This is a genomic window from Variovorax sp. PBL-E5, from assembly GCF_901827185.1.
Classification (GTDB): domain Bacteria; phylum Pseudomonadota; class Gammaproteobacteria; order Burkholderiales; family Burkholderiaceae_C; genus Variovorax.
In genome coordinates this window covers 3,283,857-3,306,089 of the sequence record NZ_LR594671.1, presented here as the reverse complement: position 1 = coordinate 3,306,089, position 22,233 = coordinate 3,283,857, and the positions used below count along the sequence as shown (strand labels likewise).

The window sequence follows — 22,233 nt, the reverse complement described above, 5'->3', positions numbered from 1 at the left end:
AAAGCCCCGTGCCGCGCTCATGTGATCCCGCCCACCTGCTGCACGGCGCGCGCGATCGCGTCCAGTGCCTCGGCGGCGATCACGCGCCGCTGCGGCATGCTGCGCAGCCAGGTGATCTGCCGCTTGGCGAGCTGGCGTGTGGCGGCAATGCCGCGCTCGCGCAGTTCGGCGATGGGCCATGCGCCATCGAGCGCTTCCCAGGTCTGCCGATAGCCGACGCAGCGCATCGAGGGCAGGTCCGGCGACAGGTCGCCGCGCGCGCGCAGGCGCTGGACCTCGGCCACCAGGCCGTCCGCGAGCATGGTGTCGAAACGCGCCTCGATGCGTGCGTGCAGCCATGCGCGCTCGGTCGGCTCGAGCGACAGAAGCGCCGCGGCGGGCATGCCGGTCGCGCCGGTGTCCGCATGAAAACTCGACAGCGGCCGGCCGCTCGCATGCCAGACCTCGAGCGCACGCTGGATGCGCTGGCTGTCGTTGGGCGCCAGCCGTGCGGCGCTGGCCGCATCGACCTGTGCGAGCCGCGCATGCATCGCCGGCCAGCCGAGCGCCGCGGCTTCGGCGTCGAGCTGCCGGCGCACGGCCGGGTCGGCCGCCGGCATGGCGTCGATGCCGGCGGCCAGCGCCTTGAAGTAGAGCATCGTGCCGCCGACCAACAGCGGCAGCTTGCCGCGCGCGTTGATCTCGCGGATCAGGCGCGTCGCGTCCTGCACGAACGCGGCCGCGCTGTAGGCATCGCGCGGATCGCGGATGTCGATCAGGTGGTGCGGCACTTCGGCGCGCTCGGCCGGAGTCGGCTTGGCGGTGCCGATGTCCATGCCGCGATAGACCAGCGCCGAATCGACGCTGACGATCTCGACCGGCCGCGTGCGCGCGATTGCCAGGGCGGCCGCGGTCTTGCCGGAGGCGGTGGGGCCGGCCAGCGCCACGTAGCGAAGGAGGGGGCCGTGTTCGGCGCGAGGGCCGATGGGGCGATGAGGCGGCATGCGCCCAAGGGTAACAAAGCCCGTGGCGCGTTCCGCGCCGTCGTTGCTCAGATGGGTTGCGGCGCGGACGGACGGGCCGCCGTGCGGCTGGGCGCGGGCAGCGAGGACGCGGCAGGCGGTTCGCTGGCGGCCGTCGCGTCGGGCGGCTCCTTCATGCGGAACAGCTGCGACAGCGCCGCGCGGTACTGCGCCTGGCCGATCGAGTTGGCGTCGTAGTGCGAGCCGCCCTGCACCAGCACGAACATCTTGGGCACCGTGGCCGCGTCGTAGAGCTTGCGCCCGAGCGTGGGGTTGATGAGGGCATCGGCCGTGCCATGCACCACCAGCAGCGGCGCGCCGATGTCCTTCACCTTGTCGATGGCGTCGAAACGCTGTGTGATGAAGGGGCGAAAGGGCAGCCAGCCCCACTTGAAGCTGCTCACCACGTCGGCGATCGAGGTGAAGGTGCTCTCGACGATGGTGCCGCTTTCGTCGTTGACGCGCGAGGCGAGGTCGATGCCGATGGCGCCGCCGAGCGAATGGCCGAAGATGTAACGCCGCTGTTGCGGATGGCGCGCCGCCAGCCAGGTCCAGGCGGCGAGCGCGTCCTCGCGCGCCGAATCTTCCGAAGGCAGCGTCTTGGTGCTCTTGCCGAAGCCGCGGTAGTCGATGGCCAGCACCGAGAAACCGAGCTCATGCATGCGACGCATGCGCGGCGCGGAGCCGGCCACGTTGTATTTGGCGCCGTGCAGGAACAGCAGCACCGGCGTGTCCGCGGATTCGGGCTTGTCGCCGAGCCAGAGGCCATGCAGGCGCACGGGCTCGCCGGTGAGCGAGGACTTGAAATCGATCCACTCGTCCTGCATGCCCTCGGCCATGGCCTTCGAATTGCCCCAGCTGCGGTCGCTGGGCTGGAAGATCCACTCGCGCTGGTGCTCGTCGAGGCTCGCGCAACCGCCGGCCAGCAGGGTGACCAGCGTGATGGCAGAGGCGAAGAGGGACCAGGACTTCATGACGATCGCTGAGAGACAGGGAGGCTATCCGAAAGTTCAACTCGTGACGACATGCAACGTGTGTGCCCGGACGGTCGATGACCCCTGAAAACCCTCGCTTTTCGCGGCGGACGGCCCGAGCGTGCGGAATTTGGCAGGCCCTGGCGCGCGCCCCGCGCCTCAGCGGCCGCGCATGAACAGTGCGTCGAGTTCGCGCAGCGACACCTGGCGCCAGGTCGGCCGGCCATGGTTGCATTGGTCCGAGCGCTCGGTGGCTTCCATCTGGCGCAGCAGCGCGTTCATCTCGTCGATGGTCAGCTTGCGGTTGGCGCGCACCGCGCCGTGGCAGGCCATGGTCGACAGCAATTCGTTCTGGGCGCGCTGCACCACCGTGCTCGCATCGTGGTTCGCGAGCTCGGCCAGCACGCTGCGCGCGAGCTCGACCGGATCGCCATCGGCCAGCGTGCTGGGCACGGCGCGCACCGCCAGCGTGCGCGGCGAGAAGGGCGTGATCTCCAGGCCGAGCGAAGGCAGCACCGCGGCGCAGGCCTCGGCCGTCGCGACTTCCTGCGGCGTGGCGGCGAAGGTGGCCGGGATCAGGAGCGGCTGGCTGCCGATCGCGGCGCCGTCGAGCTGTGTCTTCAGACGCTCGTAGACGATGCGCTCGTGCGCGGCATGCATGTCGACGATCACCATGCCCTGGCTGTTCTCGGCCAGGATGTAGATGCCTTGCAGCTGGGCCAGTGCGCGGCCGAGCGGCCATGCGTCGGCTTTGTCAGTCGCATGCGATGCAGGTGTCGCGAGCGCGTCGCCGGACGCTTGCGCGTGCGTGACCGTGCCAGTGGTCGCAGGCGTGATCTGCGCCGGTGCCACGGGCGTCTCGCGGCGGTCGACGGGCCACATCGCCGCGGCATCGCCCAGGCCGCGTTCGGCCGCGAAATGCATCGAAGGCTGCGTCCATGCCGGCATCGACGCGGGCTCTCGCGGCTTGAAGAACGGCGCGGGCGGCGTGGTGGCGGCGTCGCCCGCACGCGGCGCGGCCAGTGCATTCTCGATCGCATGGCGCACCGCCTGGTGCACCTCGCGCCCATCGCGAAAGCGCACCTCGATCTTGGTCGGATGCACGTTGACATCGACCCGCGCCGGATCGATCTGCAGGTACAGCGCATAGACCGGCTGGCGCTGGCCGTGCAGCACGTCCTCGTAGGCGCTGCGCACGGCATGGGCCAGCACCTTGTCGCGCACGAAACGGCCGTTGACGTAGAAGAACTGCTGGTCGCCGCGCGCGCGTGCCGCATCGGGAATGCCGGCACGGCCGCTCACGCGCACCGGGCCGCTGTCGTGGTCGACCGCGACGCTCTGCGCCACGAAGTCGTCGCCCAGCGCATCGGCCAGGCGCCGGTCGCGCTCACCGGCCGCGCGCCATTGCTCGACGAGCCGGCCTTCGTGCCAGACCGCGAAGCTGACATCGGGCCGCGCCAGTGCATGGCGGCGCACGGCCTCGATGCAATGCGCGAGTTCGGTGGCATCGGTCTTCAGGAACTTGCGCCGCGCGGGCGTCGCGAAGAAGAGCTCGCGCACCTCGACTGTGGTGCCGGTCGCCCGTGCCACCGGCTGCAGCTCGCCGGTGCGGCCGTCGAGCGCGAAGGCCGAATCGGCGCCCTCGAAGCGCGACAGCAGGCTGAGCTCGGCGATGGCATTGATGGCAGCCAGCGCCTCGCCGCGAAAGCCCATCGTGCCGACGGTCTCGAGATCGCCGAGGCTCGCGATCTTGCTGGTCGCATGGCGGCGCAGCGCGAGCGGCAATTCGTCGCGCGGCAAGCCGGCGCCGTCGTCTTCCACCGAGATCAGCCGCACGCCGCCGGCCGACAGGCGCACCGTGATCTGGCGCGCGCCGGCATCGAGTGCGTTGTCGAGCAGTTCGCGTACCACCGACGCGGGCCGCTCGACGACCTCGCCGGCTGCGATCTGGCTGATCAGTTCGTCGGGCAGGTCGCGGATCGGGCGGCGGTTGGCTGCGGACGACAGGGAGGGGAGGGCGCTCACCGGTGCATTCTAAAAGGCGTCTTGCTCCCTCCCCTTTGGGGGAGGGTTGGGGTGGGGGCTTCCGGGCCTTTGAACTGTTGTCAGCGTTGGTGAGGCCGTTGGCCGGGAGTTCGCCCCGGCGGGCGAGTCACTTTCTTTGTCTCGCCAAAGAAAGTAACCAAAGAAAGGCGACCCCACTGTGCGCGACCCCTACGCTTCGCTACGGGGCAACCTGCGGTGCTCGCTTTTCGCGGGGTCTCGCTCAAACTCGCTTCGCTCAGACAGTCGCGAGCCCTGATCCGCGAAAAGCTGCGCTCCTCGGCGCGCACAGAGGGGCTTGGGGTCAACGCGCCATGGCGCGTATATGTGTTTCTCGGGCCATCGCTTCGCTCGGCTGCGCAAATGGCATCGAGTAACGCTGGCAGCTGCCAATTGCCAATGACTCGCCCGCCGGGGCGAATTCCCGGCCAACGGCCTCTGATCAAACGCAACGCACAAATCAAAGGCCCAGTGGGCCCTCACCCCAACCCTCTCCTAGAGGGAGAGGGAGCAAAGAAAAGAGCTCAGCCTTTCGTCGACGCCGTCCACTCGGGCATCAAGCCATTCGACGGCAGCGTCTCGTCCAGCAACTTGCGCCCCTGCTCCACCCCAGCCACCGGCAGAAGCTTCGCATCGAGCAAGCCCACCTGCACCAGCACGCTGGCCTGATCCCAGTAGATGTGCTCGTGGTAGAGCTTGTCGCCGCGGAACTTGATGACGGCCAGCAAGGGCACCTCGACTTTCTTGCCAGTCGGCTTGACGCCCGGCAGCATCCATGGAATCTCGGTGGTGTGGGTGAAGCTGAACAGCATCTCGTCGACCACCTGCGTGGCGCCGACGGTGCGCGAGATCGGCGTCAGCGCGGTGTCGGGCGGATTGCTGTTGACGAAGTGGTTCGTGTAGAAGCGATGCAGCGCCCTGTAGCCGACACCGCCGGTCATGGTCGGGATGTGGTTCACGTAGGGCTCGGCGACCATGGTGCTCATGGTGTCGTCGACGTTGCGGGTGCCGAACTCGTACTCGCAGTGCTTGTCCCACAGCGCCGAGAGGTCGTAGTGCGGACCCATCGCGGCCTTGAGCGCGCCGATGCTGCGCTCGTGCGCCATCAGCGCCGAGGGCTTGTGATAGTGCTCGCCGCCGACGCGCGCGAAGGCGTGATCCATGCCGGGGTAGACGTAGAGCGTGACGTGGTCGCGGCCCTGCAGCGTCTTCACGATCTTGTCGCGTGCCTCGGGCGGGCAGAACTTGTCGAGCTCGGCGATGTGCAGCACCAGCGGCTTCGTGATCTTGTCGGCTTCGCCGAGCGCGGCATCGATGCCTACGCCGTAGTAGCCCACCGAGACATCGGCATCGGTGCGGCAGGCCGCGAGATAGGCCAGCTTGCCGCCGAGGCAGAAGCCGAGCACGCCGACCTTGCCGTTGACCTCGGTGCGGCCGCGCAGCGTGGTGATCGCGGTCTGGATGTCCTCCATGCCCCTGGCCTCGTCGAAGCCCTGGAAGAAGCCGAAGGCGCGCTGCCAGTCGGCTTCGCTGTAGCCGAGTTCGACGTTGGGCTCCTGGCGCCAGAAGATGTCGGGCACCAGCACCACGTAGCCTTCCTCGGCGTAGTAGTCGGCCACGTCGCGCATGGTCTTGTTGATGCCGAAGATCTCTTGCGCCAGCACCAGGCCCGGTCCGCTGCCTGCGCTCGGCAAGGCGAGGTAGCCGCGAAAAGTGCCACTGCCGTCGCCGGCCTTCATGTCGATGTATTGACCTGCCATGGGGTATCTCCGGAGATGGGTTGGATGATCGCCTGCGCACCGGGCTGCCAGAACTTTGCGCTCGGATGGTTAAAGCGTAAAGTAGTTTTCGAGGACGTGGAAGCCGCTTGCCACGGCCCGTCGATCCACGCGGAATTCGACAGACATGCATCGCACGAAGACACCATGAAGATCCAGAACGCCATCGCCCTCGTCACCGGCGCCAACCGCGGCCTCGGCCGTGAACTCGTGCAGCAGCTGCTGGCCGCCGGCGCGCCCAAGGTGTATGCGTCGGCGCGCGACGTCGGTGCGCTCGCCGATCTCGCCAAGGCCCATCCGGGCCGAGTCGAGACGCTCACGCTCGACATCACGCGCGGCGACCAGATCGCGGCCGCCAAGGCGCGCTGCACCGACGTCAATCTGCTGGTCAACAACGCCGGCATCAACCGCAGCAAGGGGCTGCTCGCGGCCGATTCGCTCGAGCACGCACAGGCCGAGGTCGCCACCAACTACCTCGGCACGCTCGCGATGTGTCGCGCCTTCGCGCCGCAGCTCACGGGCGAGGGCGCGATCGTCAACGTGCTGTCGATCCTGGCCAAGGTGACGCTGCCGGCCATGGGCTCGCTGTGCGCGTCCAAGGCCGCGGGCCTGCGCCTGACCGAGGGCGTGCGCGCCGAGCTCGCCGCGCGCGGCACGCTGGTGGTGGCCGTGATGACGGGTCCGGTCGATACCGACATGAGCCGCGATTTCGCCGGCCCCAAGTCCTCGCCGGCAGAGGTCGCGAAGGCGGTGCTCGCGGGGCTGGAGCGCGGCGACGAGGAGGTCTACCTGGGTGACATGGCGGCCTGGATCAATGCCGCGATGGCGCAGGATCCGAAGGGCATCGAACGCGAGATGGCCAAGTACCTGCCGGGATGAGTCAGGCGCGGCAGGGATAATCCCTGCCATGGACATCATCCACTTTCTCGTCGACTTCATCCTGCATGTCGACAAACACCTCGAAGCCTTCGTCATTGCCTATGGCGTCTGGGTCTACGCGCTGCTGTTCCTGATCGTCTTCGTCGAGACCGGGCTGGTGGTGATGCCCTTCCTGCCGGGCGACTCGCTGCTGTTCATCGTCGGCGCGCTGTGCGGCGCCGGGTTGATGAGTTTCGGCATCGCGGTGCCGATCCTCATCGTGGCCGCGATCGCCGGCGACCAGTGCAACTTCAGCATCGGCCGCTACTTCGGGCCCAAGGTCTTCCAGTGGGAGAGTTCGCGCTTCTTCAACCGCCGCGCCTTCGACCAGGCGCATGCGTTCTACGAGCGCTATGGCGGCATCACCATCGTGCTGGCGCGCTTCATGCCATTCATCCGCACCTTCGCGCCCTTTGTCGCAGGCGTGGCCGACATGAGCCGCTCGAAGTTCAGCCTGTTCAACATCGCTGGCGCGTTGCTGTGGGTGGTGGGCATCTGCATCTCGGGCTATTTCTTCGGCAACCTGCCGCTGGTGCGCGAGCACCTGGACAAGATCATCTGGGCGCTGATCTTGATTCCGGGGCTGATCGCGATCTTCGGCGCCTGGCGCGCGCGCGGCGCGCCCTCGTCGGCGCGTTGAAGCTGCCACGCGCCTGAGCGCTCGCGCAGGAATTCGCTCGCGCCGAGTGATCGCCTGCGGCATCCGAGGCGCAAAAAAAGGCGCGCTCGAAAGCGCGCCCAGCTTGGAGAATCTGCCGGCGGCGCGTTCAGTAGCGCGGGCCGTTGTTCGGATAGTAACTATTGTTGGGCGAATAGCCGTTGTTGTTGTAGTAGTTGCGCTGGTCGGCATTGCGGCCCACCTCGTTGCCGATCAGGCCGCCGATGGCCGCGCCGCCCACGGTGGCCGCGGTGTTCTTGCCGATCGCATTGCCGATAATGGCGCCGCCGACGGCACCGCCCGCCGCGCCGAGTTGCTGGTTGGGCCCTGCGGCACAGCCGGCCAGGGTCAGGACGAAAGTCGAGGCGAGGGCCGAGATCCAGAGACGTGTCTTCATGGTGTCCACCTTTTCAGTGATTGGTGAAACCATTCTCTGCAATCCACCGTGCACGGCTGTAGGAGCCGACCCCGGCGGCTTGAGCGAAAGCACGATCGGCGCTTGCGCGACAAAGGGTCTGGCCATCGTCGTACGGGATATCCCTTGGCGCATCGAAGGGTTCTCCATCACGCTTCGCGCAGATCGCGACCCGCATCGGCGGCGCGATCACCGTGACGCTGGTGCTGATCATCCTGGCACGCACCGTCTAGTTTTCCGCTGGCAGCGCCCGGCGCCGCTGTTCAGCTGCGCGCAGTTGGCAGACCCGACGGCGCCCACGCAGGGCCGGGCAACGTGCGCGCGCTGCGCATCGCGGCCGACACATTTCGCAACGACGATTGACGAGAGCACACCTGCCGGCGTTCCGAACTGCGAACCCCGCTGGGGAATCCGAAGTCCAACAGACTCCTTCCCAACTGCTGGAGTTCTGCATGAAGAAACTACTGGCCTTGGTCTTCTTGATCGCCGCAGCGGCCGGCGGCCCCACCACCAGCTTTGCCTTCAACGGAGCGCAGGGAGGCGCCCACGGTGGAGGCTTCCAGGGACACGCCGGAGGCTTCCATGGAGGCCCCGGATTCCACCCATTCCATGGATTCGCCGGCTTCCCCGCGCGGCACCCGTTTTTCGTCCGGCGCAGTGCCGTGTTCGTCGGCGTGCCTTTTCCCGTCGCCGTGAATGCGGTGGGTTTCGTGGGCGGGGAGCCCCTCTATCTGTACTGCCAGAACCCGATGGGATTTTTCCCCGAGATCCAGTTCTGCCCGACGGGTTGGCTGCAGGTTTCGCCGTAATGTGATCGAGGGCGGTGTCCCGCCCTTTGCGCCGCGGCCCGCGCTACAGCTGGCGGCTGCGCGCCATCGGCGGGTTCTGCGCGAAGTAGCGCAGGATGCCGCGCATCAACGCGTCCGCCAGTTCTTCCTGGTAGGCCGTGGTGCGCAGCTTGGCTTCTTCGCCGGGGTTGCTGATGAAGGCCGTCTCGACGAGCACGCTCGGGATGTCGGGCGCCTTCAGGACCGCGAAGCCCGCCTGCTCGACCTCGCCCTTGTGCAGGCGCGCGCCGATGTTGCGGATCTCGCCGATCATGGCGCCGCCGAGCTTGAGGCTGTCGTTGATCTGGGCCGTGGTGCTCATGTCGAGCAGCGCCTGCTGCACCTGCACCTCGTGCGCGCCGACGTTGATGCCGCCGACCTTGTCGGCCTGGTTTTCCTTGTTGGCCAGCCAGCGTGCGGCGCTGCTCGAAGCGCCGCTGCGGCTCAGCGCGAACACGCTCGCGCCGCTGGCGGCCGGCGTGGTGAAGGCATCCGCATGAATGCTGATGAACAGGTCGGCCTGCACGCGGCGCGCCTTCTGCACGCGCATGCCGAGCGGCACGAAGAAGTCGGAATCGCGGGTGAGGAAGGCGCGCATCGGGTTGCCGTTGACGCTGCTGGCGTTGATGCGCTCGCGCAGCCGGTGCGCGATCTGCAGCACCACGTCCTTCTCGTGCGTGCCGGCCGAGCCGGTGGCGCCGGGATCCTCTCCGCCATGCCCGGGGTCGATCGCGACGATGATGATGCGGTCGGTGCGGCTCGGTGTCGCGCCGTTTCCGCGCGCGCTGGCAGCCGGCGGTACCGGCGTCAGGGGCAGCGAGCCCACGACGGGCGGCAGCGAGGGCGGGGCGGTGAGCGCCGGCCCGGCGTTGCGGTTGCCCAGTGTGGCAGCGGGTGGCGGCGTCGTGCGCATCGACTGCTGCGCCATCAGCTCGCCCAGCGGATCCACCGCGTCGGGTGCGGCGCGCAAGGGCGCCTGCGTTTCGCCAGGCCCTGCGCCGTTGCGCGGTGCGATGCCGGCCACCGTGCCTTCGCGCTCCTGCGGCCTGGGCGCGTCGCGCAGGCGTTCGCCGATCAGCGCCTCGAGCGGATCGATGGCCTGTTCCGGATACAGGTCCAGCACCAGCCGGTCGCGGTAGGCGGCCACCGGCGCGAGCGAGAACACCTGCGGTGCCACCGACTGCTTGAGGTCGAACACGATGCGCACCACGTTCGGCGCGAACTGTCCGACGCGCAGGCCGTTGATGTAGGGATCGCCGGGCTTGATCTTGCCGACCAGCTCGCGCAGCGCGGGGTTGAGGTCGATGCCTTCGATGTCGACCGCCAGCCGCGGCGGGCTGCCGACCACGCGCTGCGTCGACTTGAGCCGGCCGTCGGATTCGATGGTGACGCGCGTGTAGTCGGCCGCCGGCCAGACGCGCACCGCGATGATGGTGGCGCCGTGCGCGATCTCGTGCAGCCCGAGCAGCAGGGCGATGCTGCCGCCCTGCAGCAGCGTGCGTCGTTTCAGGCCACGGGCCTTCATGCAGCGTCAGCGAGCAACCGGCTGCCGCGCGCTGTGTGCGCCTGCAGGGTCACGGTGCGGGTGTCGTCTGTCATTGCTTCTATTTTAATAGCAAGGTCCGCGAGCGGAAGGTGTCCGGCGACGTTCTGCGGCCACTCGGCGAGCTTGAGGCCCGGGCCGGCGAAGATGTCGCGAAAGCCCGCGTCTTCCCATTCGCGCGGATCGCTGAAGCGATAGAAGTCGAAATGGTAGATGGCGAGGCCGTCCGGCGCCTCGTGCGGTTCCACCACCGCGTAGGTCGGGCTCTTGATGCGCCCGCCGATGCCGAGCGCGCGCAGCAGGTGGCGAACGAAGGTGGTCTTGCCGGCGCCGAGCTCGCCTTCCAGCGAGACGAAGGCATCGCGCAGCGCACTCGAACGCGCGAGCGCTCGTGCGAGTGTGTCGGTGTCTTCTTCGGTGCGCCAGCGTCGGGTGACGCCTTGCGTTTCTACAATCGGCGGGTGATCGGCAGCCATCAACTCGTGATCCGGATTCAGGCCTTGGCCCGGGAGCTCGGATTCTCCCAAATCGGCGTTGCCGGCGTCGATCTGTCGAGCGCGGAGGACGGCCTCATGCAGTGGCTGGCCCAGGGCTTCCATGGCGACATGCACTACATGGCGGCGCATGGCGCGCGCCGCGCGCGGCCGGCCGAACTGGTACCCGGCACCGTGTCGGTCATCACGGCGCGCATGGACTACCTGCCGCGCACCACGCCCGACGATTGGCAGGCGATCGAATTCGAGCGGCTCGCGCGGCCGGGCGAGGGCATCGTGTCGCTCTATGCGCGCGGCCGCGACTACCACAAGGTGCTGCGATCGCGGTTGTCGAAGCTGGCCGATCGCATCGCCGCGGAGGTGGGGCCCTTCGGCCACCGCGCCTTCACCGATTCGGCGCCGGTGCTCGAGGCCGAGCTCGCATCGCGCAGCGGCCAGGGCTGGCGCGGCAAGCACACGCTGGTGCTGGACCGCGATGCGGGTTCGATGTTCTTCCTCGGCGAGATCTACGTCGACATGGCGCTGCCGCCGAGCGAGCCGGTCTCGCCGCATTGCGGCAGCTGCAGCGCCTGCATCGACATCTGCCCCACGCAGGCGATCATCGCGCCGATGCGGCTCGATGCGCGACGCTGCATCTCGTACCTCACCATCGAGCACGCCGGCGCGATCCCGCTCGAACTGCGGCGGTTGATCGGAAACCGCATCTACGGCTGCGATGATTGCCAGCTCATCTGCCCATGGAACAAGTTCGCGAAGAAAAGCGCGCTGCCGGACTTCGATGCGCGCGAGGGCCTCACCGGCCGGCAATTGGGCGAGCTGTTCGCATGGCGCGAGGACGATTTCCTGCGCTACGCCGAAGGCAGCCCGATCCGCCGCATCGGCCACGAGCGCTGGCTGCGCAACGTGGCGGTCGCATTGGGCAATGCATTGCGCGCGGGGGACGAGGGCGCACGTGCGGCGCTGGCCGCGCGCACGGAAGACCCGAGCGCGCTGGTGCGCGAGCACGTCGAATGGGCGCTCAGTGGTGAATGATCGCCGACAGCTGCGCCGTGCCCGCATCGAGCGAGTGCATCGAGCTCAGCCGCAGCGAACCGTACTTGAGGATCGGGTTGTTGATCAGCCGGCCGCTGAAGTGGCCGTTGAAGCGCGTGTCGCTGCAGCCGCTGAGCGTGAGGTCGAGCGAGGCATTCGCGGGCGAGACGAAGTCGGTGCTGGAGCCGGCCATCGTGCAGGCGGCCTCGGGCACGCTGCCGCGCACCGTGCCGTCGGGATCGATCTGGATCGCGCCGGGATGCACCGCGGGCGCGCCCTGCACACCGATGTCGGGCTGCACGACGGAAAACAGGAAAGGGCCTTTCCAGGCGCCCTGGTAGCGCGTGTAGTCCTGCGCCTGGGCGGTCGCCCCGAACAACGCTGCGACGACGAGGGCCGGTAGGTAGCGCATCGACTCGATGGTAGCGGCTCGACGAGGGTCGTCTAGCGTGAAAGCGCCAGGGCGAAGGGCAGGCTGGCCACGCCGAGTGCCGTCGACAGCGTCACCAGCCCCGCCACGAACGGCCCGTTGTAGCCCATGCGCGCTGCCAGCACGTAGGCGCTGGAAGCGGTCGGCACGGCCGAGAAGACCATCAGCACCGCCGATTGCGCGGGGCCCAGCGCCAGCGCGCGCGAGAGGCCCCAGCCGATCAGCGGCAGCGCGAGATGCCGGATGGCGAGCACCGACACCGCCAGCACCTTGCCGCGCGCCAGCGTTGCGAACTGCATGCCGGCGCCGGCGGCCATCAGGCCGAGCGCGAGCGATGCGGCGCCGATGCGCGTGAGCGTCGGTTCGAGCCAGAACGGCACGCGCAGGCCCAGCAGATTGGCGATCAGCCCGCTCACCGTGGCGATGATCAGCGGATTGCGCACCAGCTGGCGCAGCAATCCGCTGCGCGCATGCCGCACCATGGGCCAGACCGCGGCGACGTTGAACAGCGGCACGCAGACGCCGATCAGCACCGCGATCGACAGCAGGCCGTCGGCCCCGGCCAGCCGCTCCGACAGCGCCAGGCAGATGAAGGAGTTAAAGCGAAAGGCGACCTGCGCGCTGGAGGCGTGGTCGCGGCGGTCGATGTAGGCGGCGAGCAGCGGAACGAACGGCAGCGCGTAGGCGAGCGCGATGCCCGAGAGCCCGACCCCCAGGCCCGCGCCCAGCAGGTGCGAGGCGGCGCCGAAGTCGAACGGGCTGCGAACGATCGACTGGAACAGCAGCACCGGAAAAAGAAAATAGTAGACCAGGCTCTCGACCTGGTCCCATACCCGGCGGTCGAGCGCGGTGTAGCGGCACAGCAGCCAGCCGCAGGCGATCAGCGAAAAATCGGGAAAGAGCAACTGCGCATAGTTCACCGGTCGAGGATAGCTGCGGCACCGACCGTGGGTTATCCACGAGGTGGGATGGAGAGCAGAGCCGGTAGCATCCGAGGCTTTTGTTCGTTCAAGGAACCTCTCGATGCGACGTCGCCAATGGAATGCTTTCGCCTGTATGACCGCACTGGCCGCCGTCGCGGGACCGAGTTGGGCGCAAGGCTATCCCACCAAGCCGATCGAGCTGCAGGTGCCCTTCGCACCCGGCGGCACCACCGACATCGTGGCGCGCGTGATCTCCGAGCCGCTCGCCAAGGCGCTGGGCCAGAGCGTGATCGTCGTCAACCGCGCCGGCGGCGGCGGCATCGTGGGTGCGGCCGAGACCGCGCGCGCCGCGCCGGACGGCTACAAGCTCGGCATCGCCACGGTGTCGAGCACGGCGGCCAATCCGGCCATCAATCCGAAGACGCCGTACAACCCGATCACCGACTTCACGCCGATCACCAACATCGCGGCCACGCCCAACATCATCGCGGTCAACCCGCACTTCCCGGCCAAGAACTATGCCGAGTTCGTTGCCGAGCTCAAGAAGAACCCGGGCAAATACTCTTACGCATCGTCGGGCACCGGCGGCATCGGCCATCTGCTGATGGAGCTCTACAAGAGCCTCACCAACACCTACGTGCTGCACATTCCCTACCGCGGCGCCGGCCCGGCGCTGAACGACGTCGTCGGCGGCCAGGTGCCGATCATGTTCGACAACATTCCGTCGACCCTGCCCTTCATCAAGAGCGGCCAGCTGATACCGATCGTGGTGGCGGCACCGCAGCGCCTGGCCGCGCTGCCCAACGTGCCGACCTTCAAGGAAGTCGGCCTGGAGCCGGTCAACCGCATGGCCTACTACGGCATCCTCGGCCCCAAGGGCCTGCCGAAGGAAGTGGTGGACAAGATCTACGCCGGCGTCAAGAAATCGGTCGAGGATCCCGCGGTGCGCAAGCGCATCGAGGACACCGGCTCGCTCGTGGTGGCCAACACGCCGGAGGAGTTCGCCGCGCAGATCAAGGCCGAGTTCGCGATCTACAAGCAGGTGGTCGTCAAGCAGAAGCTCACGATCGACTGAGGCGCGTCGCGTCCGATGCAAGCCGCCCGGTCGACGGGCGGCTTTTCTTTTTGTTATCTTGCAGCGCATGACCGCGGACACCGCCACGCCCGACACCGCCCCCGAGATCGACGACTTCATCGATGCGCTCTGGCTCGAGGACGGCCTGTCGAAGAACACGCTGGCCGCCTACCGGCGCGACCTGGCCCTGTTCGCACGCTGGATGCAGGCCGAGCGCAGCCGCGCGCTGAACGCCGCGCTGGAAAGCGACCTGCAGGCCTACATGGGCCAGCGGCTGTCGGACAAGGGCAAGGCGACCTCGGCCAACCGGCGGCTTACGGTCTTCAAGCGCTATTTCCGCTGGGCCTTGCGCGAGCACCGGATCGCGGCCGATCCCAGCCTGCGGCTCGCGCCGGCGCGGCAGATGCCGCGCGCCATCAAGACGCTGTCGGAGCAGCACGTCGACGACCTGCTGGCCGCGCCCGATGTCGATACGCCGCTGGGCCTGCGCGATCGCGCGATGCTCGAGCTGATGTATGCAAGCGGCCTGCGCGTGAGCGAGCTGGTGGCGCTCAAGGTCTTCGAGATGAGCCTGAACGACGGCGTGCTGCGCGTGCTCGGCAAGGGCAGCAAGGAGCGCCTCGTGCCCTTCGGCGGCGAGGCGCGCCGCTGGATCGAGCGCTACATGCACGACGCGCGGCCGGCCATCCTCGGCGGCCAGCAGACCGCCGACCTGTTCGTCACCGCGCGCGGCGCGGGCATGACGCGCGTGATGTTCTGGGTCATCGTCAAGAAGCAGGCGCGGGCCGCGGGCATCGAGGTGCCGCTGTCGCCGCACACGCTGCGCCATGCCTTCGCCACGCACCTGCTCAACCATGGCGCCGACCTGCGCGCGGTGCAATTGCTGCTCGGGCATGCCGACATCTCGACCACCACGATCTACACCCATGTCGCGCGCGAGCGGCTCAAGCAGATGCATGCCAAGCATCACCCGCGCGGCTGAGGTCATCGCCATTGCGGGAGAATCGAATGAACCAGCGTTCCAGCCTGTCCGTGGAGAACCTTCGATGCCCTTGAATTCCTGCCGTCGCGCGCTCGCTGCGGCGCTCGGTCTCGCACTGTGCAGCCTGATGCCCGCGGCGCAGGCGCAGGTCATCCCTAAGACCATTCATCTCATCGTCGGCTATCCGGCCGGCGGCGTCGCCGACGTGGTGGCGCGCGCGCTGGCCGACAAGCTCGGCGCGCAGCTCGGTACCGCGGTGGTGGTCGAGAACCGGGCGGGTGCGAGCGGCACCATCGGCATGGACGCCGTCGCCAAGGCGCCGCCGGACGGCGGCACGCTCGGCTTCTCCGCGGTCAGCCCGCTGGTGCTGAACCCGCACCTCGCGAAGTCGCCCTTCGATCCGCTGAAGGGCATCGCGCCGGTCGCCAGCGTCATGTATTCGCCCGTGCTGCTGCTGGCGACGTCCGCCACCGGCACGCGCGACTTCGCTTCGCTGCTCGAGGACGCGCGGGCGCGGCCCGGCGCGGTGCGCTGGGCCACCTCGGGCCAGGCTTCGCTCGGCCACATCGTGCTCGAACAGCTGCGTGCGGCGGCGAACGTGAACATCACGCATGTGCCCTACAAGGGCGGCGCGCAGCAGATGAACGACGCGCTCGGCGGCCAGTTCGAGATCCTGTCGATCAACGCCGGCCCGAGCCTCACGCCGCAAATCAAGGCCGGCAGGCTGCGGCCGCTCGCCGTCGGCGCACCGAAGCGGCTCGGCAGCCTGCCGAAGGTGCCGACGCTGGCCGAGCTGGGCTTTCCCGCGGCCAACCTGACCTCGCTGTTCGGCGTGTTCGCGCCGGCCGCGATGCCGTCGATCCTGATCGAGAAGTACAACGCCGAGATCAACAGGGCGCTGGACTCGCCCGATCTGCGTGCCAAGCTGATGGCGGCGGACAACGTGCCGACCGGCGGCAGCGCGGAGGCCTTCGCCGACGAGATCGCGGCGGAGTACGAAAGCAACGGCCGCATCGTGCGCAGCGCAGGCATCAAGGCAGATTGAGGAGACCCGCATGGACGAGACCCCCGGCGCCGGCACGGCGAAGAAACAGCAGCTCTATCTCGAGGACCTGTCGCCCGGCGATCGCTTCACGAGCGGCGAACATGCGCTCGATGCCAAGCAGATCATCGAGTTCGCGACACGCTTCGATCCGCAGCCCTTCCACCTCGATGCGGAGGCCGCCCAGCGCACCTTTTTCCAGGGCCTCGCGGCGAGCGGCTGGCATACCGCGGCGATCACGATGCGGCTGCTGGTCACCAGCGGCCTGCCGCTGGCCGACGGCATCATCGGCTCGGGCGGCGAGATCCATTGGCCCAAGCCGACGCGGCCGGGCGACGTGCTGCATGTCGAGTCCGAGGTGATCGAGGTCGTCCCCTCGCGCTCGCGGCCCGAGCGCGGCATGGTGACGATGCGCTGCGAGACGCTGAATCAGCACGGCGCGGTGGTGCAGCGCTTCACGCCGAAGATGGTGGTGTCGCGGCGGCCAGCGGCCTGAGCGTGCTCAGCCGTCGGCCAGCGCGCGCAGCTCTTCGTCGGTGAAACCGGCGCGTGCACGCGCTTCGAGGTTGAACGGCGCCCGCAGCCGCGGTGCCTCGTGCCGGCGGTACAGCACGCGGTAGTGCGCGATGGGATCGCACCCTTCGCGTTCGCACAGCCATCGATACCAGCGATTGCCGATCGCCACATGCCCGACCTCGTCGCGCAGGATGATGTCGAGGATGGCGCAGGCGGCCAGCGCATCCGGCGTGTCGACGCGCCGCAAGCGGGCCTGGATCAGCGGCGTGGCGTCGAGCCCACGGGCCTCGAGCGTGCGCGGCACCAGCGCCATGCGCGCCAGCACGTCGTGCTTCGTCTTCTCGCACATGGCCCAGAGGCCATCATGGCCGGTGAAGTCGCCGTAGTGCCAGCCCATCGTTCGCAGATGCGCGTGCAGCAGGGTGAAATGCTGCGCCTCTTCGTCGGCCACGCGCAGCCAGTCGCGGTAGTAGGCCTCGGGCATGCCGTCGAAGCGCCAGGCGGCATCGAGCGCGAGATTGATCGCATTGAACTCGATGTGGCAGATCGAATGGATCAGCGCCGCGCGGCCCTCGGTCGTGAAGGGCGAACGCTTTTCCACAGCCGTGGCGGCCACGCGCAGCGGGCGTTCGGGGCGTCCGGGCACGCCGGCTTCGTCGCCGGGCGTGCGCACGGTGTCGACGGGCACGGGCTGCTCACCCATGCCGGCGGCCACGGCGCGCGTCGCCAGCACCTTGCGGTCGGGATCGGTGAGGCGCAATGCGGCCAGGGCGCCGAGACGGGGATGCATCCCTACAATTCTAGGTTTTGATCCCGGGGGCACCGAATGGCTCTGTATGAACTCGACGGCGTGGCGCCGCAACTCGGCGACGGCGCCTGGGTCGCCGACAGCGCGCAGGTCATTGGCAACGTGGTGCTGGCAGACAACGCCAACATCTGGTTCGGCGCCGTGCTGCGCGGCGACAACGAGCCGATACGCATCGGACACAACAGCAACATCCAGGATCTCTCGGTGCTGCACACCGACCACGGCTGCCCGCTGACGATCGGCGACAACGTGACCGTCGGCCACCAGGTCATGCTGCACGGCTGCACGGTGGGCGACAACTCGCTGATCGGCATCCAGGCAGTGGTCTTGAATAACGCGAAGATCGGCCGCAACTCGATCGTTGGCGCCGGCAGTGTCGTGACCGAGGGCAAGGAGTTTCCGGACAACTCGCTCATCATCGGCGCGCCGGCCAAGGTGGTGCGCACGCTCGACGATGCGGCCGCCACGAAGCTGCGGCAGAGTGCCGAGCACTATGTCGAAAACGCCCATCGCTTTGCGAAGGGCCTCAAGAAGATCGCATGACATGACGTTCACCGACTCCTCCCTCATCCATGAGGAGACCAGAGCACCCGTGGAACCGGCTCTGCCGGGCCGCGGGGTGCGCTCCCTTGAGGGGGAGCGCCGCAGGCGCATGGGGGTGTAAGGCATGTCTGAGTTGCACAAGTTCCTGTTCGACGGCCTGCCGGTGCGCGGCATGATCGTGCGCCTGACCGATTCCTGGACCGAGATCCTCGCGCGGCGCGCGTCCAACACCGCCACCGGCGCCTATCCGCCGCCGGTGGCCGAGCTGCTCGGCGAGATGACGGCCGCGGCCACGTTGATGCAGGCGAACATCAAATTCAACGGCGCACTGAATCTGCAGATCTTCGGCGACGGGCCGGTGAAGATCGCGGTGGCCGAAGTGCGGCACGACCTGAGCCTGCGCGCCACGGCCAAGGTGATGGGCACGGTCGCGGCCGATGCGCACTTGCCGGACATGGTCAACGTGGGCAACAAGGGCCGCTGTGCGATCACGCTCGATCCCAAGGACAAGCTGCCGGGTCAGCAGGCCTACCAGGGCGTGGTGCCGCTCTTCGGCGACCAGGGCGAGAAGCTCGAACGTCTGAGCGACGTGCTGCAGCACTACATGCTGCAGAGCGAACAGCTCGACACCACGCTGGTGCTGGCCGCCGACGACAAGGTGGCCGCGGGCCTCCTGATCCAGCGCCTGCCGGTGAAGGGCGAGGCCAATCTCGAAGGCAGGTCGCCGAGCGATCGCGACCAGGCCAGCGAGGACCAGATCGGCCGCAACGAGGACTACAACCGGATCTCGATCCTGGCCTCGAGCCTGACGCGCGGCGAGCTGCTCACGCTCGATGTCGACACCATTCTGCGGCGCCTTTTCTGGGAAGAAAAGTTGCTGCGCTTCGAGCCGCAGACCGGGCACGGCGGTCCGCATTTCGCCTGCACTTGCGCGCGCGAGCGGGTTGCAGGAATGATCCGCGGGCTCGGGCAGCCCGAGGCCCGGAGCATCCTGGCGGAGCGCGGCGACGTCGAAGTCGGCTGCGATTTCTGCGGCAGGCAATACCGCTTCGATGCGGTGGATGTGGCCCAGCTCTTTCTCGCGCAGGGCGATCAGCTGCCCGCCAACCCCACGATTCAATAGCCGTCGAAGCGGCTGAAGCGGATGTCCGGCGCGCTCGTGTTGTGGCGCGACACGATGCTGCGGCCGAAGCGCACCTGAACCGTCCGCAGCGTCGAGACTTCGGGCAGCGGCGTGGCCTGCAACGCGGACCGAGGGGTGGCCTGCCACCGCACTTCGCTCATGTCGGCATTGTCGGCGGCGACATACATCGAACGCAGCACCGCGAAGCGCTGATCGCCGTGCGTCGGTTGCGTCAACGTGACGTCGAGCGCGGTGCGCGCCTGGCTGATCTCGGTCACCTTCGCGATGGCGCTGCCGCCCTGCGCGAAGGCGAGGCGGATCCGCAGCGGCTTGCTGTCGATCGCGATCGATGCGATGTTCACCACCGGCCGTCCATCCTGCTCGACCGGGCCCAGCACGAAGGACGAGCCGTAGACCCCGTCGCCGAAGCGCGGCGCGGGCAGCGGCTTGAGTCGCCAATAGCCGTCGGCCGGATAGAGCACCAGCGCCTCGAGCGGTTTGCGGCCGGGCTTCTTCGCAAAGATCTGGAGCAGGTGGAAGCCCGTGACCGAGTGCCCGTCCACCGTGACCGGCACCTGGTTCGGCCGCCAGAAGCTCGGCAGCACCATGCCCACGATCAGCCAGCGCTTGCCGTCGTGCAGCACCTCGCGCCGCGGCGTGAAGGTATAGCGCGGATCGGTCGGGTGCGTGCTGCCGTCGAAATTGCAGCCGGAAAAATCCGGCGCCGTGCGGTCCTTGGCGATCGATGCGAGGTAGACGGGCGGCAGCGCCTCGACCCGGAAGCGGCGGATGCCGTCGCCGCGCAGGTCCATCGAGACGTTGTCTTCCTCCGCGCAGGTGGTCGGCCGGGTCTGGTTCTCGACCGTGGCCTGGAGCGGCGCGGCCCAAACCATCGTGGACGCGAAGGCCGCCAGCAAGAGGCAGAAGAGGGCGGTGCGGTGTCTGAGGAAAAGCATGAGGCGGATCATGGCATCAGCGCTTCTGGCCGATGAGTTCGCTGAACAGGCGATGCTCGCAGGCAGGGTCGGAGCATTTCTCGCAGGGCCAGAACCAGCCGCGCGCTTCGTTGCCGTTCGAACGGCCCGCGGTGCCGGCCTCGGCCGCCGAAAGTATCGCGTTCCAGGCGCTGGCGAGCCGTTCGGTCCCGCGGCCATGGATCACCGCGTAGGGGGTCTGCGCGTCGGCGAGAGCAGTCCGGATGCGCGCATCCCACCCTGCCTGTTCCTGCGGGCTCACACCGGCGGCTCGCGGAAGGTCGAGCGCCATCAGCAGCGTGATGACGTGCCCGCGCTGCGCGGCCAGCGCCGGTATGTAGAGCAATGCATCGGCGTGCGCGAGATCGTTGCAGACGGTGGTCGTGAGTCCGCTCGCGTCGGTGTCCACCACGCCGCGCTGCGCGAGGCGTTGCGCGAGCGCGTTCGCGAGCCAGGTCTTGCCGGTGCCGGGCGCACCGAGCACCGCGATCACACAGCCGGCCGGCAGCACGGGCGTCATGGCGCCAGACGGGTACTGCCCATTCAGTGCGTGATCTGCACGAACACTTCGTTGGGCTTGACCATGCCGAGCTCCTGGCGCGCCCGCTCCTCGACCATCTCGAGGCCTTCCTTGAGGTCGTTGACCTCGGAAGCCAGGCGCTCGTTGTTCTGCGCAGCCTTGGTGTTGGCCTCTTTCAGCTCGGCCATCTTCTGCTCCATCTGCGCCACATCGCGCACGCTGCCGCGCCCGGTCCACAGCTGCCACTGGAGGATCAGCAGCAGCAGGACCAGGATGATCGGGACGATGCGCGAGCGCATGGCGCGGCGAGCCCAGGATCGCTAGCGGAGGTTATAAAACGCGGCGCGGCCCGGGTAGCTCGCGACGTCGCCGAGGTCTTCCTCGATGCGCAGCAACTGGTTGTACTTGGCGATGCGGTCCGAACGCGACAGCGAGCCGGTCTTGATCTGGCCGGCGTTGGTGCCGACCGCGATGTCGGCGATGGTGCTGTCCTCGGTCTCGCCCGAGCGGTGGCTGATCACGGCCGTATAGCCGGCGCGCTTGGCCATCTCGATGGCGGCGAAGGTCTCGGTCAGCGTGCCGATCTGGTTGATCTTGATCAGGATCGAGTTGGCGATGCCCTTGTCGATGCCTTCCTGCAGGATCCTGGTGTTGGTCACGAACAGATCGTCGCCCACCAGCTGCACGCGCTTGCCCAGGCGCTCGGTGAGCTGTTTCCAGCCGTCCCAGTCGCCTTCGTGCATGCCGTCCTCGATGCTGATGATCGGGTACTTGTCGACCCAGGTCGAGAGCATGTCGATCCAGTTGCCGGCCGACAGCGTGAGGTTCTCGCCCGAGAGCACGTAGTTCCCATCCTTGTAGAACTCGCTGGCGGCGCAGTCCAGGCCGAGCGCGATCTGCTCGCCCGCGGTGTAGCCGGCCTTGTCGATGGCTTCGAGGATCAGCTGGATCGCGGCCTCGTGGTTCTCGACGCTGGGCGCGAAGCCGCCTTCGTCGCCGACCGCGGTGCTGATGCCGCGGTCGCCCAGGATCTTCTTGAGCGCATGGAACACCTCGGCGCCGTAGCGCACGGCTTCGCGGAAGCTCTTGGCGCCCACGGGGATGATCATGAACTCCTGCAGGTCGAGGCTGTTGTTGGCGTGCGCGCCGCCGTTGATGACGTTCATCATCGGCACCGGCAATTGCATGCCGCCCATGCCGCCGAAGTAGCGGTACAGCGGCAGACCCGATTCCTCGGCGGCCGCGCGGGCCACGGCCATCGAGACGGCCAGCGTCGCGTTGGCGCCCAGGCGGGCCTTGTTGTCGGTGCCGTCGAGGTCGTTCAGCGTGCGGTCGAGGAAGGCCTGCTCGCTCGCGTCGAGGCCGAGCACGGCTTCGGAGATCTCGGTGTTGATGTTCTCGACCGCCTTGAGCACGCCCTTGCCGCCGTAGCGGCTCTTGTCGCCGTCGCGCAGCTCGATGGCTTCGCGCGAACCGGTCGATGCGCCCGAGGGCACGGCCGCGCGGCCCATGGTGCCCGACTCGAGCAGCACGTCGCACTCGACGGTGGGATTGCCGCGGCTGTCGAGGATCTCGCGGCCGACGATGTCAACGATTGCACTCATCTTTTCTCTT

The 22,233-nt window shown here is 68.1% G+C and carries 25 protein-coding genes; 10 read left to right on the top strand and 15 right to left on the bottom strand.

Annotated elements, in window-relative coordinates; all coding sequences use genetic code 11:
• Window positions 1-17: 17 nt before the first annotated feature.
• The 4 genes from miaA to WDLP6_RS16030 form a co-directional block, all read right to left on the bottom strand.
• The gene (gene miaA, locus WDLP6_RS16045; RefSeq protein ID WP_162593146.1) at window positions 18-983 is read right to left on the bottom strand and encodes a tRNA (adenosine(37)-N6)-dimethylallyltransferase MiaA; all 966 of its coding nucleotides are present in this window, start codon (window positions 981-983) and stop codon (window positions 18-20) included.
• Between the two features lie 47 nt (window positions 984-1,030).
• The gene (locus tag WDLP6_RS16040; RefSeq protein ID WP_162568115.1) at window positions 1,031-1,975 is read right to left on the bottom strand and encodes an alpha/beta hydrolase; all 945 of its coding nucleotides are present in this window, start codon (window positions 1,973-1,975) and stop codon (window positions 1,031-1,033) included.
• 159 nt (window positions 1,976-2,134) lie between these two features.
• Window positions 2,135-4,000 carry a DNA mismatch repair endonuclease MutL gene (gene mutL, locus WDLP6_RS16035; RefSeq protein ID WP_162593145.1) on the bottom strand — a complete coding sequence of 622 codons (1,866 nt, stop codon included), beginning with the start codon at window positions 3,998-4,000 and terminating at the stop codon, window positions 2,135-2,137.
• 542 nt (window positions 4,001-4,542) lie between these two features.
• Window positions 4,543-5,778, bottom strand: a complete 1,236-nt coding sequence (locus WDLP6_RS16030) for a dienelactone hydrolase family protein (RefSeq protein ID WP_162593144.1) — start codon at window positions 5,776-5,778, stop codon at window positions 4,543-4,545.
• 165 nt (window positions 5,779-5,943) lie between these two features.
• Between WDLP6_RS16030 and WDLP6_RS16025 the strand changes: the two genes are divergently transcribed.
• Together WDLP6_RS16025 and WDLP6_RS16020 are read left to right on the top strand one after the other, a co-directional pair.
• Window positions 5,944-6,675 carry an SDR family oxidoreductase gene (locus WDLP6_RS16025; protein ID WP_162593143.1) on the top strand — a complete coding sequence of 244 codons (732 nt, stop codon included), beginning with the start codon at window positions 5,944-5,946 and terminating at the stop codon, window positions 6,673-6,675.
• A gap of 28 nt (window positions 6,676-6,703) precedes the next feature.
• Window positions 6,704-7,354, top strand: coding sequence for a DedA family protein (locus WDLP6_RS16020; protein ID WP_162593142.1), 651 nt, complete (start codon window positions 6,704-6,706; stop codon window positions 7,352-7,354).
• 127 nt (window positions 7,355-7,481) lie between these two features.
• Here WDLP6_RS16020 and WDLP6_RS16015 read toward each other — a convergent pair whose 3' ends face one another.
• Window positions 7,482-7,769 (bottom strand): glycine zipper domain-containing protein, encoded by a 288-nt coding sequence (locus WDLP6_RS16015; RefSeq protein ID WP_162568110.1) that lies wholly within the window; start codon window positions 7,767-7,769, stop codon window positions 7,482-7,484.
• 13 nt (window positions 7,770-7,782) lie between these two features.
• Window positions 7,783-8,001 carry a hypothetical protein gene (locus tag WDLP6_RS16010; protein WP_162593141.1) on the bottom strand — a complete coding sequence of 73 codons (219 nt, stop codon included), beginning with the start codon at window positions 7,999-8,001 and terminating at the stop codon, window positions 7,783-7,785.
• A gap of 238 nt (window positions 8,002-8,239) precedes the next feature.
• Between WDLP6_RS16010 and WDLP6_RS16005 the strand changes: the two genes are divergently transcribed.
• Window positions 8,240-8,596, top strand: a complete 357-nt coding sequence (locus WDLP6_RS16005; protein WP_162593140.1) for a hypothetical protein — start codon at window positions 8,240-8,242, stop codon at window positions 8,594-8,596.
• Between the two features lie 43 nt (window positions 8,597-8,639).
• Here the strand turns inward: WDLP6_RS16005 and WDLP6_RS16000 are convergent, their stop codons facing one another.
• Together WDLP6_RS16000 and tsaE are read right to left on the bottom strand one after the other, a co-directional pair.
• Entirely contained in the window at window positions 8,640-10,139 is a 1,500-nt protein-coding gene (locus tag WDLP6_RS16000) for an N-acetylmuramoyl-L-alanine amidase (RefSeq protein WP_162593139.1), read from the bottom strand.
• A complete protein-coding gene (gene tsaE / locus WDLP6_RS15995; protein ID WP_162593138.1) occupies window positions 10,136-10,633 on the bottom strand; it encodes a tRNA (adenosine(37)-N6)-threonylcarbamoyltransferase complex ATPase subunit type 1 TsaE in 498 nt (165 codons plus the stop codon). Before tsaE ends, WDLP6_RS16000 begins: the two co-directional genes overlap by 4 nt.
• Between tsaE and queG the strand changes: the two genes are divergently transcribed.
• Complete coding sequence (gene queG / locus WDLP6_RS15990) at window positions 10,619-11,683, top strand: tRNA epoxyqueuosine(34) reductase QueG (protein ID WP_162593137.1); 1,065 nt, start codon at window positions 10,619-10,621, stop codon at window positions 11,681-11,683. The genes tsaE and queG overlap by 15 nt on opposite strands.
• Here the strand turns inward: queG and WDLP6_RS15985 are convergent.
• Together WDLP6_RS15985 and WDLP6_RS15980 are read right to left on the bottom strand one after the other, a co-directional pair.
• Entirely contained in the window at window positions 11,670-12,095 is a 426-nt protein-coding gene (locus tag WDLP6_RS15985) for a hypothetical protein (protein ID WP_162568104.1), read from the bottom strand. The two genes, queG and WDLP6_RS15985, sit on opposite strands and share 14 nt — an antisense overlap.
• A gap of 32 nt (window positions 12,096-12,127) precedes the next feature.
• Window positions 12,128-13,033: an AEC family transporter gene (locus WDLP6_RS15980; RefSeq protein WP_162593136.1), complete on the bottom strand. Its 906-nt coding sequence runs from the start codon at window positions 13,031-13,033 to the stop codon at window positions 12,128-12,130.
• A 103-nt stretch (window positions 13,034-13,136) separates the two neighbouring features.
• Here WDLP6_RS15980 and WDLP6_RS15975 point away from each other — a divergent pair, with 103 nt between their 5' ends.
• The 4 genes from WDLP6_RS15975 (at window position 13,137) to WDLP6_RS15960 (ending at window position 16,631) form a co-directional block, all read left to right on the top strand.
• Window positions 13,137-14,111: a tripartite tricarboxylate transporter substrate binding protein BugE gene (locus tag WDLP6_RS15975; protein WP_162593135.1), complete on the top strand. Its 975-nt coding sequence runs from the start codon at window positions 13,137-13,139 to the stop codon at window positions 14,109-14,111.
• Window positions 14,112-14,178: 67 nt separating this feature from the next.
• Entirely contained in the window at window positions 14,179-15,093 is a 915-nt protein-coding gene (xerD, locus tag WDLP6_RS15970) for a site-specific tyrosine recombinase XerD (RefSeq protein WP_162593134.1), read from the top strand.
• 64 nt (window positions 15,094-15,157) lie between these two features.
• Window positions 15,158-16,138 (top strand): Bug family tripartite tricarboxylate transporter substrate binding protein, encoded by a 981-nt coding sequence (locus tag WDLP6_RS15965; RefSeq protein WP_162593133.1) that lies wholly within the window; start codon window positions 15,158-15,160, stop codon window positions 16,136-16,138.
• Window positions 16,139-16,148: 10 nt separating this feature from the next.
• A complete protein-coding gene (locus tag WDLP6_RS15960; protein ID WP_162593132.1) occupies window positions 16,149-16,631 on the top strand; it encodes a MaoC family dehydratase in 483 nt (160 codons plus the stop codon).
• Between the two features lie 6 nt (window positions 16,632-16,637).
• Here WDLP6_RS15960 and WDLP6_RS15955 read toward each other — a convergent pair whose 3' ends face one another.
• Window positions 16,638-17,441, bottom strand: a complete 804-nt coding sequence (locus WDLP6_RS15955; protein ID WP_162593131.1) for a ferritin-like domain-containing protein — start codon at window positions 17,439-17,441, stop codon at window positions 16,638-16,640.
• Window positions 17,442-17,477: 36 nt separating this feature from the next.
• On the opposite strand from WDLP6_RS15955, the gene WDLP6_RS15950 reads away from it, so the two are divergent.
• Together WDLP6_RS15950 and hslO are read left to right on the top strand one after the other, a co-directional pair.
• Window positions 17,478-18,002, top strand: a complete 525-nt coding sequence (locus WDLP6_RS15950; RefSeq protein ID WP_162593130.1) for a gamma carbonic anhydrase family protein — start codon at window positions 17,478-17,480, stop codon at window positions 18,000-18,002.
• 124 nt (window positions 18,003-18,126) lie between these two features.
• A complete protein-coding gene (gene hslO / locus WDLP6_RS15945; protein WP_162593129.1) occupies window positions 18,127-19,125 on the top strand; it encodes an Hsp33 family molecular chaperone HslO in 999 nt (332 codons plus the stop codon).
• Here hslO and WDLP6_RS15940 read toward each other — a convergent pair.
• The 4 genes from WDLP6_RS15940 to eno are packed head-to-tail and all read right to left on the bottom strand — an operon-like array spanning window position 19,119 to window position 22,223.
• Window positions 19,119-20,081: a hypothetical protein gene (locus WDLP6_RS15940; protein ID WP_162593128.1), complete on the bottom strand. Its 963-nt coding sequence runs from the start codon at window positions 20,079-20,081 to the stop codon at window positions 19,119-19,121. The genes hslO and WDLP6_RS15940 overlap by 7 nt on opposite strands.
• Window positions 20,082-20,097: 16 nt before the next feature.
• Window positions 20,098-20,619, bottom strand: a complete 522-nt coding sequence (locus tag WDLP6_RS15935) for an ATP-binding protein (RefSeq protein ID WP_162593127.1) — start codon at window positions 20,617-20,619, stop codon at window positions 20,098-20,100.
• A 23-nt stretch (window positions 20,620-20,642) separates the two neighbouring features.
• Complete coding sequence (gene ftsB / locus WDLP6_RS15930) at window positions 20,643-20,918, bottom strand: cell division protein FtsB (RefSeq protein WP_162568093.1); 276 nt, start codon at window positions 20,916-20,918, stop codon at window positions 20,643-20,645.
• Between the two features lie 21 nt (window positions 20,919-20,939).
• Entirely contained in the window at window positions 20,940-22,223 is a 1,284-nt protein-coding gene (gene eno / locus WDLP6_RS15925; protein WP_162568092.1) for a phosphopyruvate hydratase, read from the bottom strand.
• Between the last annotated feature and the right edge of the window lie 10 nt (window positions 22,224-22,233).

What these genes read in the sequence shown, in the direction of transcription:
- WDLP6_RS16030 (WP_162593144.1), bottom strand. Translation starts at nt 5,778, where the DNA reads ATGGCAGGTCAATACATCGACATGAAGGCCGGCGACGGCAGTGGCACT.
- WDLP6_RS16010 (WP_162593141.1), bottom strand. Translation starts at nt 8,001, where the DNA reads ATGATCAGCACCAGCGTCACGGTGATCGCGCCGCCGATGCGGGTCGCG.
- miaA (WP_162593146.1), bottom strand. Translation starts at nt 983, where the DNA reads ATGCCGCCTCATCGCCCCATCGGCCCTCGCGCCGAACACGGCCCCCTC.
- WDLP6_RS15940 (WP_162593128.1), bottom strand. Translation starts at nt 20,081, where the DNA reads ATGCTTTTCCTCAGACACCGCACCGCCCTCTTCTGCCTCTTGCTGGCG.
- WDLP6_RS16040 (WP_162568115.1), bottom strand. Translation starts at nt 1,975, where the DNA reads ATGAAGTCCTGGTCCCTCTTCGCCTCTGCCATCACGCTGGTCACCCTG.
- hslO (WP_162593129.1), top strand. Translation starts at nt 18,127, where the DNA reads ATGTCTGAGTTGCACAAGTTCCTGTTCGACGGCCTGCCGGTGCGCGGC.
- WDLP6_RS15960 (WP_162593132.1), top strand. Translation starts at nt 16,149, where the DNA reads ATGGACGAGACCCCCGGCGCCGGCACGGCGAAGAAACAGCAGCTCTAT.
- WDLP6_RS15950 (WP_162593130.1), top strand. Translation starts at nt 17,478, where the DNA reads ATGGCTCTGTATGAACTCGACGGCGTGGCGCCGCAACTCGGCGACGGC.
- xerD (WP_162593134.1), top strand. Translation starts at nt 14,179, where the DNA reads ATGACCGCGGACACCGCCACGCCCGACACCGCCCCCGAGATCGACGAC.
- eno (WP_162568092.1), bottom strand. Translation starts at nt 22,223, where the DNA reads ATGAGTGCAATCGTTGACATCGTCGGCCGCGAGATCCTCGACAGCCGC.
- WDLP6_RS15965 (WP_162593133.1), top strand. Translation starts at nt 15,158, where the DNA reads ATGCCCTTGAATTCCTGCCGTCGCGCGCTCGCTGCGGCGCTCGGTCTC.
- WDLP6_RS16015 (WP_162568110.1), bottom strand. Translation starts at nt 7,769, where the DNA reads ATGAAGACACGTCTCTGGATCTCGGCCCTCGCCTCGACTTTCGTCCTG.
- ftsB (WP_162568093.1), bottom strand. Translation starts at nt 20,918, where the DNA reads ATGCGCTCGCGCATCGTCCCGATCATCCTGGTCCTGCTGCTGCTGATC.
- WDLP6_RS15975 (WP_162593135.1), top strand. Translation starts at nt 13,137, where the DNA reads ATGCGACGTCGCCAATGGAATGCTTTCGCCTGTATGACCGCACTGGCC.
- tsaE (WP_162593138.1), bottom strand. Translation starts at nt 10,633, where the DNA reads ATGGCTGCCGATCACCCGCCGATTGTAGAAACGCAAGGCGTCACCCGA.
- WDLP6_RS15955 (WP_162593131.1), bottom strand. Translation starts at nt 17,441, where the DNA reads ATGCATCCCCGTCTCGGCGCCCTGGCCGCATTGCGCCTCACCGATCCC.
- WDLP6_RS15985 (WP_162568104.1), bottom strand. Translation starts at nt 12,095, where the DNA reads ATGCGCTACCTACCGGCCCTCGTCGTCGCAGCGTTGTTCGGGGCGACC.
- WDLP6_RS16000 (WP_162593139.1), bottom strand. Translation starts at nt 10,139, where the DNA reads ATGAAGGCCCGTGGCCTGAAACGACGCACGCTGCTGCAGGGCGGCAGC.
- WDLP6_RS16020 (WP_162593142.1), top strand. Translation starts at nt 6,704, where the DNA reads ATGGACATCATCCACTTTCTCGTCGACTTCATCCTGCATGTCGACAAA.
- WDLP6_RS16005 (WP_162593140.1), top strand. Translation starts at nt 8,240, where the DNA reads ATGAAGAAACTACTGGCCTTGGTCTTCTTGATCGCCGCAGCGGCCGGC.
- WDLP6_RS16025 (WP_162593143.1), top strand. Translation starts at nt 5,944, where the DNA reads ATGAAGATCCAGAACGCCATCGCCCTCGTCACCGGCGCCAACCGCGGC.
- WDLP6_RS15935 (WP_162593127.1), bottom strand. Translation starts at nt 20,619, where the DNA reads ATGACGCCCGTGCTGCCGGCCGGCTGTGTGATCGCGGTGCTCGGTGCG.